Raw genomic sequence first — 15,276 nt, 5'->3', positions numbered from 1 at the left:
AATTTCATAGTACAGATAATGATTCTATAAGGAAATAAAAAAGAAGTAGTTGTTATCGTAAGATACGTTAATAACTACTTCTAATGATAGTACAATTAAGGCCGGTTACACAGACCAAATATTCGGACTGACTCATTTATTAGGATTTAAATTTGCTCCTAGAATAAGAGATTTATCAGACTCAAAATTATTTACAATAGATAAAGCAAGTGAATATCCAAAATTAGAAGCCATTTTACGTGGACAAATAAATACAAAGGTCATTAAAGAAAATTATGAGGATGTTTTGCGATTAGCTCATTCTATAAGAGAGGGAACAGTTTCAGCATCCCTTATTATGGGGAAACTAGGTTCCTATTCAAGACAAAACAGCTTGGCTTCGGCCTTACGTGAGATGGGCCGAATAGAAAAAACGATCTTTATTTTGAATTATATATCGGATGAATCATTAAGAAGAAAAATACAAAGAGGATTGAATAAAGGAGAAGCCATGAATGGATTAGCAAGAGCTATTTTCTTCGGAAAACAAGGTGAGCTTAGGGAACGGACTATACAACATCAATTGCAAAGGGCCAGTGCCTTAAACATAATCATTAATGCCATCAGTATATGGAATACCTTACACCTAACAAAAGCAGTTGAATATCAAAAACAGGCTAGTAGTTTTAATGAAGAATTATTGCACCATATGTCGCCTCTAGGTTGGGAACATATTAATTTGCTAGGAGAATACCATTTTAATTCCGAGAAAATGGTCTCGTTAGATTCTTTAAGACCATTGAAATTTTCTTAACGTTGTTAAAAATGGGGGAATCGTCTCGAAAATGTGCTTAGCGTTGTAAATCCGCATTTTCCTGACGCTACCCCTATTTCGTGCTTGTTGCCTTGCCAGATTAAAAAAATATCTCCACCGCTGATTTTTTTCAACAGAATTCCTAAGTTGTGTAGAAATACTCTTAGGAGAATCTACTCTATAATCCATCAAAATATTTTTTACATATTTTATCTCACACTCTTCGGTTAATCTTAGCCAATATTCATAATCTTCTACAGGCTCCATTACATATCCTTCGATCTTTTGTGCGTAAATTTTTTTGTACATAAATGAAACGCCGATAAAACATGCATCGATTAGATATTCCTTAGGCTGTTCTTGGAATTGATGGAAGGCCTCAAAGTCTGGATGATCTTTCATTAAATGGCCATTTTCATCAACATGGCGAAAGCTGCTATATACGAGGCCCAGCTCAGGTGGACCATTATGAAGCGAATCTCTCAGTTTTTCTAAAAATTCCTGATAGTAGATGTTATCGCTTGACACCCAAGTGAAATATTTGATGTCTGAAAGTTCCATTAAATATTCAAAGCCCGTGTTCAAGGCTTTGGCTACTCCTTCGTTTTTCTTTTTATATATAATTTTAGTTCTCGCGTCATCTTTAGTCTCATCCTCAACAATTGTAATCGTGTCATTAGAAGCACCATCAATGACAATAACAAAGTGAAAATGAATATAACTTTGATGAAGAATGGATTGAATAGCATCTCTCAAAAACTCTGGTACTTGATTATAAACAGGCATGACAATCCCTATATCATTCATTCTATTCCTCCATGATAACTGACATAGTGTATTCTATTCACCAAAGCTGCTTAAAGTATGGGTTAACAGCCATTTTTTATCGCAGATTAACGGAAGTAAGACCCCACCGCAAAGTTTAGAGAAATCGAAGAAGCTCAGGTGCTGGGAACGGCCCGTAAAAGCCCGATTAGTGAAGGATGAAAGAAAGCTCTATTAAAAGAAGTTTCACTTTATGCGTAATCAGAAGGATTTCAGCACATGCATGATGTTGAAAAAGCAGCTATCCACCAAATTTTATTAATATCTAGGTGTTTATATTTAACTTAATTTTATTATATACATATATTGAAAGAGAATGATGTACACATCTGTATTTAGAAGGTGGTAAAAGATATGTTACGTGATGTTTTTCTAGAATTTAACGGTAAAGATTATATAGTCGCACAAAAACAATTATTTACTAATATAAAAAACACATTTACTGTCGAATTTTGGGTAAAACCGGAAAAAACACATGAAGTAGATAAAGAATCGAGACGGGGGATCAAAGGCATTACTGGAAAAAGGTATGCAATCGCACCTGTTTATGGTGCGTATTTGAACGGCGATATTTTTCAAGCGGGTGTTGGTGTTTCCGTAGGAACAAACGGTATATCAGTATATGAACATACGAAAAACTATTTCCCAGCAACATTAGTATATGAAACTAAGTTAGAAACTTGGACACATATTGCAATCGTTTATAAGGATAAAACGCCTACATTATATGTAAATGGAAATTTCGTCAAGTCTGGAGTTTGTAGTTCGATGAAAACCGTAGTTCCATCAGGTGTTTTTGGTGGAGTCGACCCGTATGGATTTTATGTAGGTGGTTTAGGAGAAGTTCGAATATGGAATACGGCAAGAACAAGTAGTGAAATTCAGCAGCATATGAACCATGAACTAACTGGGAATGAATTGAATCTTTCAGCTAATTGGAGATTTGATGAAGGAAATGGATTAATATCCAAAGATATCACAAGCAATGGTAACAATTGTTCAATAAATGGTGTTCGTTGGAAGGAAGCAAAACGTCCAGAAAATAAAAATGTATTATTTACATTTTTTGTTCCGAGCGGAGGCGTGGAAACATTAAATAGACAACGACACTATGCACTAAATAATGTTGGAGTCAATTGTGAATTTTTATACTCTCAAGAAGGAACTGGCTTACAAAATAAAATGGATGCTCCTATTTATATTACAAATAAAGATCATGAGATTAAGGAGATTATAAACAAGGGAAACTACGATGCAATTGTAGTTGGCTCTGATTTACTTCTACTAAAAAAGTTACGAGATTTTGGGTATAAAGGGATAGTTATTTATGAAATTCAAGGTCTAGGCTTTAATAAAGAGTATGCAGAACAATTTTTGATAGAGCACGCGCCTCCGTATCTTAATGAATATTGTGACGCTTTATTATATCCGAAAACACCTCATCTAATAGAAGCCTTTGAAAGGAATTATCCTCATAAGGAAAAATTCAGCTTCCATAATTGTTTTAATACAACGGATTTTAATTATAAAGATCTTCAAATGAATAATCAAAATCCGATCATTGGGTGGGTAGGGAGATTAGAGGAAAATAAAAATTGGCAGGATTTCCTTGTTATTGGTAGTGAACTAATAAAAAAGAATCATTCAATCATTCTTTGGATGTTTGAAGATAATACATTAGCAGCAGAATCTGAAAGAATAAAGTTTGAAAAAATGATCGATAAATTAAATATTAGAAACAACCTTATAATACATGCAAATCAGCCGCATAAAAAGATGGAAGAATTTTTTTCAAAGATAGGAGATTCTGGTGGATTTCTATGTTCAACTTCTAAGGTGGAAGGGTTTGGATATGCGGTCCTTGAGGCAATGATTTGTCGGTGTCCAGTCCTATCCACTCATTCAGATGGTGTCAGCAGTTTCATTATTCATAATAAAACCGGTAAATTTTTTGAGTTGGGTAATATCCAGCAAGCAGTCGAAGAGGGCAATGAATTAATGGCTGATATTCCGTTGAGGGAAAGCATTAGACAAAATGGTGTCGACCATATTAAACAATATTTCTCACCAGCCACTTATGCAAAAAACTTTTTAGAGATGGTTAATTATCTTTCTAATCATTCATAATGTTTTTCGCCTTGACGCTATTGAAATCGATGATAAAAAATGACTAAAAGCTGACAAATCGAAAGGACATAGTTAGGCAGACGAAAAGAAGTACTGAAAAATGCGGAAATCATCTATTTGAGTACAAGTGTTAAAAAAATTAAAAAAGAAGGTTTTATAATGAATAAAGAGATCATTCGTTTACGACCATTTTTAATGAATTCAGTTCCTAAAAGCGGCACCCATCTTTTACATCAATTATTAACGGGGATACCTCAGCTTTCAATGGATATTTCTAATGACAAAAAAAAGTTTTTTATTGACGATATCTATTTTTTAACTAAAAATAATTTTGAGAATCATTATGACCGTCTGAAATCTCTTTCTATAAATGAGTTTGGATTAGGACATGTATGGTTTACGCAAGATTATGTTGAAATCCTCAATACATTAAAAATGAAACATGTGTTCCTCTATAGAGATCCGAGAGATGTACTCGTATCAATGTCCTACTTTATTACGAACCACTGGAAAGAACATCCTTTTCATGAATTATTTAAGAATCTCAGTACTTTCAAAGAACGCCATCTTACTTTAATCAATGGAATAAATGATGAATGGCTGGATTTTAATAATTATATCAGCCCTTTTTATAGGTGGTTAGACGATAAAAATACGTACCATGTCTCCTTTGAACAATTAACACAAACAGTTGAATCAAGAGCTGAAACCTTAAAAGGGCTGATCTCTTATTTGTACGAAGGTGAAATAACACCTTTCAATCAGGAACAAATGTTAAACAAAATGATTGGTAATGATGACCCACGAACATCTAATACCTTTCGATCTGGTAAGATTGGTTCTTGGAAACTAGAATTTGATGAGGAATTAACAACCGCTTTTAAAAAGAATGCAGGGGAATTATTAGTAAAATACGGGTATGAAAAAAACAATAATTGGTAGTGTGTGCAAATGATTAAGTCATTCAATTGAGCAATATGGAACATTGCTTATTCACCGTTACTAAATTTATCTTAACTCATCTTAAGTAAAAATTGAAATATGTTCGTTCATGAAAGGAGCTACCGGTTTGCCAAATGTATCGATCATCGTTCCATTCTATAATTGTCCTTATATCCAACAAGCTTTGGAAAGTTTGCTGAACCAGACCTATCAGGATATTGAAATCATTGTCGTCAACGATGGATCCAACCAATATACAGAATTGCTCGAGCCATATTTAGGTAGAATCCGTTATTTTGAGAAAGAAAATGGAGGGACGGCAAGTGCATTAAATTTAGGAATAAAGCAGGCAAAAGGTAATTATTTTTGCTGGTTAAGTTCTGATGATCGGTTTGTTGAGAATAAAATTGAAATGCAGCTTCAATTTATGAATCTAACAAACGCAACGATTTCATATACTCCTGCAGAGATCATCAATCATTTTTCACACACTGTTCGGAATTATTTTAATGTAACATATAAAAATCGACACGAGTTTCTTAAAGGATTAATGAGAGGGTGTACGATTAACGGCTGTTCCGTCATGATGAAAATGGATGTTTTCTCTCAAATAGGATTATTTGATGAGGAGCTTATGTATACCCATGATTATGAATTTTGGTTAAGGGCTGTCCAGACTTATGATTTCTATTACTTGAATGAACCGCTTGTTCAATATCGGGTTCATGAAAGAATGGGGTCGAAGAAACATGAAAAAGAAATTATGGCAGAATTGAAAATTCTCAGAAGGAAATACAAGAATAATTTGAACAATATGATTATGAAAGAGCAACGTGGTTAAAAAGAAGGTGAATGATATGTATTCACCTTCTTTTTTCTATAATACCATTTCAGATTGCAAGTAATGATAAAGGAGTTTTGCTGTATTCTCAATCGATTTTTCATGTGTTCGTTCAAATGCATGAGAGGAATCAATCCCTGGACCAATCAAACCATGTACGATATCATGACCGCTACGTATAGCTGCAGACGCATCAGAACCATAAAAAGGATAAATATCAAGCTTGTAACCGATATCATTGTCCTTGGCAAGCTGTATAAGGCGCTTTCTTAGCTCATAATGATAAGGGCCGCTTGCGTCCTTTACACAAATGGAAACAGTATATTCATCTGTGGATTGGCCGTCTCCCATAGCCCCCATGTCAACTGCCAAGTATTCCACTGTTTCCGATGGAATATTTGAATTTCCGCCGTAGCCAATTTCTTCGTTATTTGAGATCAAGAAATGAGTGGTATAGGGAAGTACGATACTTTCGTTTTTCACTTGCTTAATTAATTGTAGCAGGATGGCAACACTAGCTTTATCATCTAAATGACGTGATTTAATAAAGCCTGATTGTGTAATCTGTACTCTCGGATCAAACGAAACGAAATCACCAACCTCAATGCCTAAAGCTCTTACATCATCTGCATTATGTACTAACTCATCTATTCGCACTTCCATATTGTCTTGATTGCGCTCAGCTTTACCGGCATCCTTATAAACATGAACAGAAGTTTGGTGCATCAGAATTGTTCCTGTATAAATTATTCCAGCAGATGTTTCAATTTGGCAGTACTCTCCTTCAATAGAGTTATATCTGAATCCGCCAATCAAGTCCAGTTTAAGCCGGCCACTCGGCTTTATTTCTTTAACGATAGCACCTAATGTATCAACATGAGCTGTGAGCATCCGGTGGTTTTGATTATCCTCGCCAGCAATAGTAGCAATTAAACCACCTTTTCTATTGCGCATTGTATCAACATTTATTTGTTTAAAAAAGTTCTCAACGTATGTTATTACTTCATTCGTATTGCCTGAAGGACTTGGTATAGATACAAGTTCTTCTAATAATTTCATTGTTTCGCTCGTATTTGGATTAGCCAAAGTTAATCTCCTTTCAAAAAATAAATTTTTCTTCCTATATATTATACTCTTTTAGGTTCCTTCAGCATAAGAAAAAAATAAAAGCTTCTGTCTAAGTAGTGCAGTTTAATTGACCTGCTATAACATAAAAAAATAACCGGTCAATTCTGACCGGTTTAAAGTAATTTGTAATTAACTTTTTAGCAAAGCTTTTACCCCAAGAAATAGAAGGGCCAAGGAAAAAATAACGATTGCGATTCCGCCAACAATTGTGAAAAATTCAGCAATTCCAGGTGTGATGAGTACTGATGTTGGAAGATTGGCTAAAGCAAACCCTGCTAATACAGCAGCCAAATACAATAGTGCAAGATGATACATAATTATCCCTCCTTCCACTATAAAGTATGAAAGAGGATAACCTTGTGCTTAGCCGATTGCCTAAATTGATTTCATTTTTTTATCGTGCATTACCGGGAAGTAAGACCCGAATTTCAAGACTTGAAGGGCAACTACCCTAAAAGGCTGAACTCTGACTAAATACGACACGTCCTGTGACAACGTCTTGGTGACCCGAATCCTGCAGGCACCAATAACCATCAGTGAGGAATGAAGGAAATCCCGCTGATGGAAGTTTCTCTTTATCGATAATGGTTAGCGCTTCATCATTTCTTGAACAGCAATTACTTTAATAGCAGTTAACTCTTCTTCAGTTAGTCGCTCTGTCAACATATTAAAAATTTCAGACTGTTCATCAGTCGACATTCCATTTTTAATTTTTGATGATATTTCGCGGATTTCCTCCATAGAAAAATCACTGGATAGTTTTTTAACTGCTTGTTCTTTTGTTTTAATAGGGAGATTTGAATCCTTCAAATTAATTGATCTTAAGTCTTCTGTATGTTCATTCATCAATTTCTGTACACTAGGATCACTAGTAAGTAATTCTATTTCTTCATCTGAAATTCCTGAAACGACATCTTTCAAAATTGTGTTAGAAATCCCTTCAATGGAAGCGAGATATATTAATATTCCAGTAAATACAACAGAAGAACAGGACATGATGATTAAGATAATCTTTTTCTTTTTAGCCATATTTGATTAATTATTGTCACATCCTTTTCTTGCCCTTTAAAAAAAGATTGAGCAAACATATCTATATTTTATAGCGAATATTTTAATAATTCAATATGAGGGAACGGTAATTTACTGATTGCTACGTTTATTAATTAATGAATCAATATTTTTTATACAGTTTAATCAATGAGTTTACTGTTTGTTCAAGATTAAAGTCCTTTAACACTAGAGAGCGGAGGCTTTTGGTTTTTTTGTTTGAATCATGATATTCAGCTTGAGATTTTATATCTTCCATTAATATTGGCTCGGTAAGAGGATTGGGAGCTGTATGATCACCAAAATGGCTATAACGTGCTTGTTCCCAATTATCCTCTGTGACTAGACCTAAATATCCTTTATTGCCGACAGCAATCACTTGTTTATCACATGCAAGTCCTTCAAGCGCGGTTCTACCAGTTCCTATAATACAGTCAGCGAGTGAAAAATATTCATTCAGATAAGTCTGTTGTCCTACAAAATGAATGATGTTTTCGGGCTGCTTTTTGTTGATAATTACTGCCATATCTTTTATTTGTTTCTCTCTTTTACCTTCGCCTGCAATAATAATGTGAATATTCATGTTAACATTTCTTTTAAGCATCATAACTGATTTAAGAAGCATCATACAAATTTTCGCTTTTTTCCACTCCAATCTACTTGCGTAAAAAATGGTGATAGCTTCCATTGGAATTTTCAATTGTTCTCTTAATTCTTTTGAGCTGACTAGTTTAAACTCATTTAAATCGATTCCATTCGGGATAAAGATTGGTTTTTTTGAACTAAGATCATTTAAATGACTATAAACATAGGGACTGACTGCAATAACTTCATCAGATTGACTAATCATTTTCATTAATTCATCGTTTGTATTGTATAAGCCATGTACAGTGTATATGTACGGAATATTATAGGATTGAGCAAATTTTGATACTAAATAACTGGAATATGCTTGGTGGCCGTGAATCAGAGTAATTTTTTCTTTCTGAATGATTCGCTCCAAACTTTCCATGATTCCAGGAAACTTTTGAATTTCATTTGTAAACAAATCCGGGAAGTCTATTTCATAGTATGGAATCCTTTCTTCATGTATCCGGTCATGCATGGAGCCGATTTTTCCTGCTATGACTGCTGAAACCCCTTTCGTCCTTAATGATCTTACAATGCTGAGGATGTGGGTAATCGTTCCATTAGTACCTATGTGATCAACAATCATCAAAACTCTTACAGTACTCAATAATATCACCTTTATTAGTTTAATAGAAAATTATTTAAGACCTAAAAGGATGTTGGAATCAATAAAAAGGCAAAAATCATAGGGGACTCGTCCAATCTTAATTACCTTTCTACCATATTATAGTTAATGAATAATAAAAGAAAGGGGTACTGATCAATGCGTATTGATTTATCTAGGTTAAAATCTGTTCCAGCAGTGGTGGATTTAAGTTTTATTGATGATCTTGTAAGTAACCTCAAAGGGATAACATGCCCAATTCCACCAACACCACCAACACCACCAACACCTCCTGCTTCAGGGATAGGAGAAGAATTATTAGAATTTCTTGGTTCTAGAGTAATCATTTCAACACCTGCTGGTCCTGTTATCGGTATTTTATCTGTTGTTAATACTGATTATGCGGTTGTGACATCAGAAACATCGATTTTCCTTGTTCCGTTTAATAATATGTTAGGGTTGTCATCTCAAGATTAAGGAGTGAAAATAATTCAAAATTAAGGAGTGAAAATATGTTCCAGTCAACATTTGCTGCAGAATTAGCTAGCTTAATAGGCCGTGAGATTACTGTTTATACAGAAGGCTATGATTATGACGGAGTTCTAATCGCGGTAGAAAATGGTGTTCTTCGAATGTCAGAACTAGTTCCTGGCTATGAAACTCAGACCGAGCGAATCATTGTTCCAATTACTGCTATTAGCTATGTTGTTCCTGCAATTCCAGTAGGCTAAAACAAATCAAATGACTCTCCCTGCTTTACAAGCAGGAGAGAGTTTCTTGTTATATGATTACAATTAAGCTTTCTTCATTTCAATACAAATCATCTCTTACATATATACGATGAAAAACATAATCTATGCTTATTTTCACTAGTGAAATAAGTTTATTAGCCATTTATTTATTGTAGAAATTTGGTGGAAATCTATAAGGTAATATTAATACAAAAATTTCATTTACTATGATATATTATATAACGTAATTTTTAACAAAAATTTAATATGACCGTACAGAGACTTTGTCTTGTTTGAAACGAGGTTTGTTCATGAGCTTATTTAATCGACTACATAAAAATCATATGAATTTATTTTTATTTGTAATCATTCTATTCTGGATGAAGACCTATATTACTTATTTAATCGAGTTTAATTTAGGTATTGAAAGCGGCATTCAGCATTTTTTATTATTCATTAATCCGCTAAGTTCTACATTAGTTTTCTTTGGCATCGCCTTATTCTTTAAAGGAAAAGGACAAACGACAGTATTGATGACCATGAATATCGTCTTATCGATATTATTATATGCGAATGTCGTTTATTACCGTTTTTTCAGCGATTTTATTACGATACCAGTGATTATGCAAACAAAAACAAATGCAGGACAGCTTAGTGATAGTGCTTTATCATTAATGTCTCCATTTGATATTTTTTATTTTCTTGATAGCCTTATTTTGCTTGGTTTAATATTAAAGCGAATTTATATACCTACTGTTAAGGCGGAAAGCAAAAAAGCAGCGCTAATCATTGCCACAGGTCTGATCGTATTTTTCTTCAATTTAGCACTTGCTGAGAAGGATCGCCCCGACTTATTAAGCCGTTCTTTTGATCGTGCATATTTAGTAAAGTATTTAGGCACTTATAATTTTACAATCTATGACGGTATACAAAATGTGAAGTCTTCAAGTGAAAGAGCGATGGCGGATTCAAATGATATAACTGAGATAGAAAATTACATAAAAAGTCATCCAACTCCACCAAACATGCAATATTTCGGAAAGGCAGCAGGGATGAATGTCATCTATATTTCAATGGAGTCATTACAAACTTTCATTATTGATTATGAATTAAATGGGATGGAAGTGACGCCATTTCTTAATTCGTTAACAAGAGACAATCATACTTTTTATTTTGATCATATTTATAACCAGACGGGTCAAGGAAAAACTTCAGATGCAGAATTTATTATGGATAATGCACTCTTCCCGATGGCACAAGGGGCAGTCTATGTCAATAAAGCGCAAAATACATTTCATGCCATGCCGGCAATATTAAAAAGCCATGGCTACACTTCTGCATCCTTTCATGGGAATTATAAAACGTTCTGGAATCGCAATGAAATGTACCGCTCTATGGGATATGATGAATTTTTTGATGCAGAGTATTATCATTTGACAGATGAAAACACTAAAAACTATGGGTTGAAAGATAAACCATTTTTTGATGAGTCCATACCATTAATCAAAAAATTACCAGAGCCGTTTTACGCAAAGTTCATCACTTTATCGAATCATTTCCCATTTAAAATGGATGAGTGGGATACCGATTTTCCAATGGCGGAGACAAATAATAATATTGTGAATCAATATTTCCAATCTGCACATTATATGGATGAAGCATTGGAGCAATTCTTTCATGATATGAAAAAAACAGATATGTATAATCGTACGGTCTTTGTATTATATGGCGACCACCATGGTATTTCGGATAATCATAACGAAGCAATGTCAGAGATAATCGGCAAAGAAATCACGCCATTTGAATTTTTGCAATTACAGAAAGTTCCTGTTTTTATCCATGTGCCCGGACTAGAAACAGAGAATGCTGAAAGTAAACTGGGCGGACAGGTGGATGTGCGGTCAACCGTTCTTCACTTATTGGGAATTGACTCAAGCAAGTTTATCGATTTTGGTTCTGACTTGCTGTCTGAAGGTCATAGAGAAATCATTCCCCTTAGAAATGGAGATTTTGTTTCACCGCAAGTTACAATGATTAATGAAAAGTTTTATGATACTGAATCTGGGGAATTAGTCGAAGAGCCGGATGATTTTAAAGAGTTTGCAGAAAAAGCAAGAGGGCAGCTTGAACGATCCGACGAAGTTTTACAAAAAGATTTATTAAGGTTTTACAAGCCGAAAGGATTTACACCGATTGATCGGGAAGATTATCAATATATTCATCCAGATGAAGAAGGAGATTAGATGATGAGCGAATGCAAAATTGATCATAGTCATGAAGATGTTCAGAAGAAGTTTGAAGCGCAAAAAGCATTTCTTCCAGGAGAAATGCTTCCGTTATTCGATGCTTTCTTTAAAGAAGAGCATACACAAGATATTTTAAATCATGTGTTTCATTTGTTAAAAAAGTATGATTTAGCTGATGTAGATGATCAGGAAGAGCGAAATAAGCGCTTATATTTAGTACTGAAAAATGTGTAACAAAAAATCCGCAACTCTCATGTTGCGGATTTTTTGGTGGAACTGAATGGCAGAAGAAATCATCTTATTGCAATTTTTTTGTAGCTGTTAAAATATTATTTTAATAATAGCAGGATTTATGTTATGATGATTAAGATTTACATTACCATGAGTTTGAAAACGGTTTCAATATAAGAGATACCTTTCTTTTTACTGTCATAAAGGAAGTGAAATAAGTGAAAAAGAATGATCAGCCGGTATTTGACATGGCGATAAGAACAGCTGATATGCTTGTGAAAATGTTTGGACCAAATTGTGAAGTGGCTGTGCATGATTTTTCTGATTTAAAAAAATCATTAATTCATATTGCAGGAAATGTTACCCAGCGAACGCCAGGCGCTCCTATTACAGATTTGGTTTTAAACGAATTGGCCAAAAGGAAAAGTGAAATAAAAGATATTGCAAATTATAAAACACAAACAAAAAAAGGTAAGATATTAAAATCATCTACTGTATTTTTACGAAATGCTGATAACAAGGTTATTGGCGCTCTTTGCATGAATTATGATATCAGCCTTATGATACAGTTCGGTGGAGATATTGAAGCATTTACAAGCTTTGATGAATCCGATTCAAAAGAGGAGACCTTTTTTACCTCGGTTCAAGATGTGATTCATGAAATGGTTGACCAAGTTTTACAGCAGTTTAAAAAGGCGCCAGCTCTTATGACTTTAGATGAGAAGGTTGATTGCGTCAGACAGCTGGATGATAAAGGCACATTTTTAATTAAAGGTTCAACTGAATACGTTGCTTCCGTTCTCGGGGTATCTAAATTCACTATTTACAACTATTTGCAAAAAATAAAGACAATGAATGATGACCAAGCACATGAAATAGTTGAACAAAGTAAATAAAGATTAATAGAATAATATATAGAAATTCTGAAAAAAGGGGAACGCTAATATGAAATATAGATCTGCATTTGATATTATTGGACCGGTTATGATTGGCCCTTCAAGCTCTCATACAGCGGGAGCAGCTAGAATTGGGAGAGTTGCACGCACTTTATTTGGACATCAGCCTAAAAGAGCAGAAATTTATTTATATGGCTCTTTTGCAAAAACTTATAAAGGCCACGGCACCGATGTAGCAATAGTTGGCGGAATTCTTGATTTTGATACTTTTGACGAAAGAATTCCTTCATCTTTAACACTTGCTGAACAAGCGGGTATGGAGGTTCAATTTACTGTCGAAGAGGCAGTGACTGATCATCCAAATACAGTCCGGATTAAATTGTTTGATGATGAAAAAGAGATGGAGCTTGTCGGTATATCTATTGGCGGCGGAACGATTGAAATTATTGAACTTAACTCATTTGCATTAAAGCTTTCAGGCGAGCACCCAGCGATTCTTGTTGTTCATAATGATCAATTTGGCGTTATTTCAAATGTAACGAAAATATTAGCTCAACACGAAATTAATATTGGTCATATGGAAGTTTCTCGTAAAGAAAAAGGGAAAATGGCATTAATGGTTATTGAGGTTGATCAGAAAATCGATCAATCACTGATGGACGATATTGCAGAACTGACAAATGTGACTCAAGTCATCAAGATGGTTGATTAATGAAAGTACAGCTTAAGGGGGTCATGATATGATGTTTAAAAACGTTGCAGAATTAGTAGAATTAGCTGAAAAAGAAAATGTAAAAATTGCTGAAATAATGATTAGACAGGAAATTGAAGTAACAGGCTTAACACGTGAAGCGATTATTGAGAAAATGGACCGCAATCTGACAGTGATGGAACAAGCAGTTGAACGGGGATTAAACGGTGTTACTTCTGTTTCAGGCTTAACTGGAGGAGACGCTGTTTTACTACAGAAATATATTAAATCAGGAAAAGCATTATCAGGACACACTTTATTAGATGCTGTAAGTAAAGCGGTTGCAACGAACGAAGTAAACGCAGCAATGGGGACGATTTGTGCAACCCCTACTGCCGGTTCAGCAGGTGTTGTGCCTGGAACATTATTTGCAGTAAAAGAGGTATTGAATCCAACTAGGGATGAAATGATAGAATTTCTATTTACTTCAGCTGCGTTTGGTTTCGTTGTTGCCAACAACGCATCCATTTCAGGTGCAGCCGGAGGTTGCCAGGCTGAAGTTGGTTCAGCAAGCGGAATGGCAGCGGCAGCGATAACGGAAATGGCAGGGGGCACACCATCACAATCAGCACATGCAATGGCGATTACGCTTAAAAATATGCTTGGGCTTGTATGTGACCCTGTTGCCGGTTTAGTTGAAGTACCTTGTGTAAAGCGTAATGCGATGGGGGCATCAAATGCAATGACTGCTGCAGATATGGCATTGGCAGGTATTACAAGCCGCATTCCATGTGACGAAGTAATCGATGCGATGTATAGAATTGGACAGACAATGCCTTCAGCATTAAGAGAAACCGCAGAAGGCGGCTTGGCAGCAACACCGACCGGCAGACGGCTTGAGGCAGAGATATTCGGCAAGCAATCTAAATAGCATAAAAGGGGTAGTTGACAGCAAAAAATAACCGTGCTGCACTACCCCTTTTATAATGTATTCTGATGCATCATGTTACCGAAATTAAGAAATTCTCTTTTGATGATCTTTAATTTCCACCAATGCTCCTTTATTTAACCAATAGTAGAAATGATCAGAAGGAAATACACCGCGTCTATTAGATTTGTTCATTTGAATAATGATGCTTCCATCTGTTACATCTATTATTTTTAATGATTCTGAGAAGCAGATGTTAGGTGAAAATCCATCTTTGATCTTAAATTCCATATTTTTTTTCAACGAAATCATATTTATCGTCCTCCTATATGAATAAAGATACATATTAATTTATCCAAATTCAGTATATTCTATCCAGTCAATAAGGGAGGCTCCGGCAAAATGGTCCTAGTTCTGCCAACTGGAACCAAAATCAAGAGAGACAGCGTAAAAATGGTCCTAGTTCTCCAAACTGGAACCAAAATTAAGAAAGACAGCGTAAAAATGGTCCTAGTTCACCAAACTGGAACCAAAATCAAGAAAGACAGCGTAAAAATGGTCCTAGTTCACCAAACTGGAACCAAAATCAAGAAAGACAGCGTAAAAATGGTCCTAG

Annotated in this window: 17 protein-coding genes and 1 pseudogene; 12 read left to right on the top strand and 6 right to left on the bottom strand. The window is 34.8% G+C overall.

The genetic code is table 11. The annotated features are described in order from the left end of the window. Positions 1–91: 91 nt before the first annotated feature. Positions 92–793, top strand: a pseudogene (locus CWS20_RS26080) (Tn3 family transposase); the annotation flags it as partial. Here the strand turns inward: CWS20_RS26080 and CWS20_RS26075 are convergent. Continuing rightward, positions 770–1,600, bottom strand: coding sequence for a glycosyltransferase family 2 protein (locus CWS20_RS26075; protein ID WP_066197814.1), 831 nt, complete (start codon positions 1,598–1,600; stop codon positions 770–772). The pseudogene CWS20_RS26080 and the gene CWS20_RS26075 sit on opposite strands and share 24 nt — an antisense overlap. Positions 1,601–1,972: 372 nt before the next feature. Here CWS20_RS26075 and CWS20_RS26070 point away from each other — a divergent pair, with 372 nt between their 5' ends. The 3 genes from CWS20_RS26070 (at position 1,973) to CWS20_RS26060 (ending at position 5,528) form a co-directional block, all read left to right on the top strand. After that, on the top strand, positions 1,973–3,745 hold the full coding sequence (locus CWS20_RS26070; protein ID WP_083957378.1) for a glycosyltransferase: 1,773 nt from the start codon (positions 1,973–1,975) through the stop codon (positions 3,743–3,745). A gap of 159 nt (positions 3,746–3,904) precedes the next feature. Further along, positions 3,905–4,687 (top strand): sulfotransferase domain-containing protein, encoded by a 783-nt coding sequence (locus tag CWS20_RS26065; protein WP_066197816.1) that lies wholly within the window; start codon positions 3,905–3,907, stop codon positions 4,685–4,687. A gap of 127 nt (positions 4,688–4,814) precedes the next feature. Continuing rightward, positions 4,815–5,528, top strand: coding sequence for a glycosyltransferase (locus CWS20_RS26060; RefSeq protein WP_101226452.1), 714 nt, complete (start codon positions 4,815–4,817; stop codon positions 5,526–5,528). Between the two features lie 36 nt (positions 5,529–5,564). On the opposite strand, the gene CWS20_RS26055 is transcribed toward CWS20_RS26060, so the two are convergent. The 4 genes from CWS20_RS26055 to CWS20_RS26040 form a co-directional block, all read right to left on the bottom strand. After that, complete coding sequence (locus tag CWS20_RS26055) at positions 5,565–6,587, bottom strand: M42 family metallopeptidase (RefSeq protein ID WP_162299520.1); 1,023 nt, start codon at positions 6,585–6,587, stop codon at positions 5,565–5,567. Between the two features lie 198 nt (positions 6,588–6,785). Next, positions 6,786–6,971 carry a hypothetical protein gene (locus CWS20_RS26050; RefSeq protein ID WP_066197823.1) on the bottom strand — a complete coding sequence of 62 codons (186 nt, stop codon included), beginning with the start codon at positions 6,969–6,971 and terminating at the stop codon, positions 6,786–6,788. A gap of 273 nt (positions 6,972–7,244) precedes the next feature. Beyond that, complete coding sequence (locus tag CWS20_RS26045) at positions 7,245–7,685, bottom strand: hypothetical protein (protein WP_066197826.1); 441 nt, start codon at positions 7,683–7,685, stop codon at positions 7,245–7,247. 142 nt (positions 7,686–7,827) lie between these two features. Then, entirely contained in the window at positions 7,828–8,940 is a 1,113-nt protein-coding gene (locus CWS20_RS26040; RefSeq protein WP_066197837.1) for a glycosyltransferase, read from the bottom strand. Positions 8,941–9,096: 156 nt separating this feature from the next. Between CWS20_RS26040 and CWS20_RS26035 the strand changes: the two genes are divergently transcribed. The 7 genes from CWS20_RS26035 to sdaAA all read left to right on the top strand — a co-directional run bounded on the left by CWS20_RS26035 (position 9,097) and on the right by sdaAA (position 14,663). Then, positions 9,097–9,414: a DUF2642 domain-containing protein gene (locus tag CWS20_RS26035; protein ID WP_066197839.1), complete on the top strand. Its 318-nt coding sequence runs from the start codon at positions 9,097–9,099 to the stop codon at positions 9,412–9,414. A 35-nt stretch (positions 9,415–9,449) separates the two neighbouring features. Further along, positions 9,450–9,668 carry a hypothetical protein gene (locus tag CWS20_RS26030; RefSeq protein ID WP_066197843.1) on the top strand — a complete coding sequence of 73 codons (219 nt, stop codon included), beginning with the start codon at positions 9,450–9,452 and terminating at the stop codon, positions 9,666–9,668. A 311-nt stretch (positions 9,669–9,979) separates the two neighbouring features. Beyond that, entirely contained in the window at positions 9,980–11,911 is a 1,932-nt protein-coding gene (ltaS, locus tag CWS20_RS26025; protein ID WP_066197846.1) for a lipoteichoic acid synthase, read from the top strand. A gap of 3 nt (positions 11,912–11,914) precedes the next feature. Next, positions 11,915–12,148: a group-specific protein gene (locus CWS20_RS26020; RefSeq protein ID WP_066197849.1), complete on the top strand. Its 234-nt coding sequence runs from the start codon at positions 11,915–11,917 to the stop codon at positions 12,146–12,148. A gap of 215 nt (positions 12,149–12,363) precedes the next feature. Continuing rightward, entirely contained in the window at positions 12,364–13,041 is a 678-nt protein-coding gene (locus CWS20_RS26015) for a helix-turn-helix transcriptional regulator (protein WP_241504268.1), read from the top strand. Positions 13,042–13,090: 49 nt separating this feature from the next. Continuing rightward, a complete protein-coding gene (gene sdaAB / locus CWS20_RS26010; RefSeq protein WP_066197854.1) occupies positions 13,091–13,753 on the top strand; it encodes an L-serine ammonia-lyase, iron-sulfur-dependent subunit beta in 663 nt (220 codons plus the stop codon). Between the two features lie 31 nt (positions 13,754–13,784). Beyond that, complete coding sequence (gene sdaAA / locus CWS20_RS26005; protein ID WP_066201605.1) at positions 13,785–14,663, top strand: L-serine ammonia-lyase, iron-sulfur-dependent, subunit alpha; 879 nt, start codon at positions 13,785–13,787, stop codon at positions 14,661–14,663. An 84-nt stretch (positions 14,664–14,747) separates the two neighbouring features. Here sdaAA and CWS20_RS26000 read toward each other — a convergent pair whose 3' ends face one another. Next, on the bottom strand, positions 14,748–14,972 hold the full coding sequence (locus CWS20_RS26000) for a hypothetical protein (protein WP_217282695.1): 225 nt from the start codon (positions 14,970–14,972) through the stop codon (positions 14,748–14,750). Positions 14,973–15,062: 90 nt separating this feature from the next. Between CWS20_RS26000 and CWS20_RS28505 the strand changes: the two genes are divergently transcribed. Further along, positions 15,063–15,276 (top strand): hypothetical protein (locus tag CWS20_RS28505; RefSeq protein ID WP_206605394.1); only part of this gene is annotated, 214 nt, incomplete at its 3' end.

Source organism: Cytobacillus horneckiae (assembly GCF_002835735.1).
Classification (GTDB): Bacteria; Bacillota; Bacilli; order Bacillales; family Cytobacillaceae; genus Cytobacillus; species Cytobacillus horneckiae.
This window is presented reverse-complemented; position numbering and strand designations above follow the sequence as displayed.

Excerpts from the sequence above, each read along its gene's own strand:
- CWS20_RS26075 (WP_066197814.1), bottom strand. The coding sequence starts at position 1,600 with ATGAATGATATAGGGATTGTCATGCCTGTTTATAATCAAGTACCAGAG.
- CWS20_RS26070 (WP_083957378.1), top strand. The coding sequence starts at position 1,973 with ATGTTACGTGATGTTTTTCTAGAATTTAACGGTAAAGATTATATAGTC.
- CWS20_RS26065 (WP_066197816.1), top strand. The coding sequence starts at position 3,905 with ATGAATAAAGAGATCATTCGTTTACGACCATTTTTAATGAATTCAGTT.
- CWS20_RS26055 (WP_162299520.1), bottom strand. The coding sequence starts at position 6,587 with ATGAAATTATTAGAAGAACTTGTATCTATACCAAGTCCTTCAGGCAAT.
- CWS20_RS26050 (WP_066197823.1), bottom strand. The coding sequence starts at position 6,971 with ATGTATCATCTTGCACTATTGTATTTGGCTGCTGTATTAGCAGGGTTT.
- CWS20_RS26045 (WP_066197826.1), bottom strand. The coding sequence starts at position 7,685 with ATGGCTAAAAAGAAAAAGATTATCTTAATCATCATGTCCTGTTCTTCT.
- CWS20_RS26035 (WP_066197839.1), top strand. The coding sequence starts at position 9,097 with ATGCGTATTGATTTATCTAGGTTAAAATCTGTTCCAGCAGTGGTGGAT.
- CWS20_RS26030 (WP_066197843.1), top strand. The coding sequence starts at position 9,450 with ATGTTCCAGTCAACATTTGCTGCAGAATTAGCTAGCTTAATAGGCCGT.
- ltaS (WP_066197846.1), top strand. The coding sequence starts at position 9,980 with ATGAGCTTATTTAATCGACTACATAAAAATCATATGAATTTATTTTTA.
- CWS20_RS26020 (WP_066197849.1), top strand. The coding sequence starts at position 11,915 with ATGAGCGAATGCAAAATTGATCATAGTCATGAAGATGTTCAGAAGAAG.
- sdaAB (WP_066197854.1), top strand. The coding sequence starts at position 13,091 with ATGAAATATAGATCTGCATTTGATATTATTGGACCGGTTATGATTGGC.
- sdaAA (WP_066201605.1), top strand. The coding sequence starts at position 13,785 with ATGTTTAAAAACGTTGCAGAATTAGTAGAATTAGCTGAAAAAGAAAAT.
- CWS20_RS26000 (WP_217282695.1), bottom strand. The coding sequence starts at position 14,972 with ATGATTTCGTTGAAAAAAAATATGGAATTTAAGATCAAAGATGGATTT.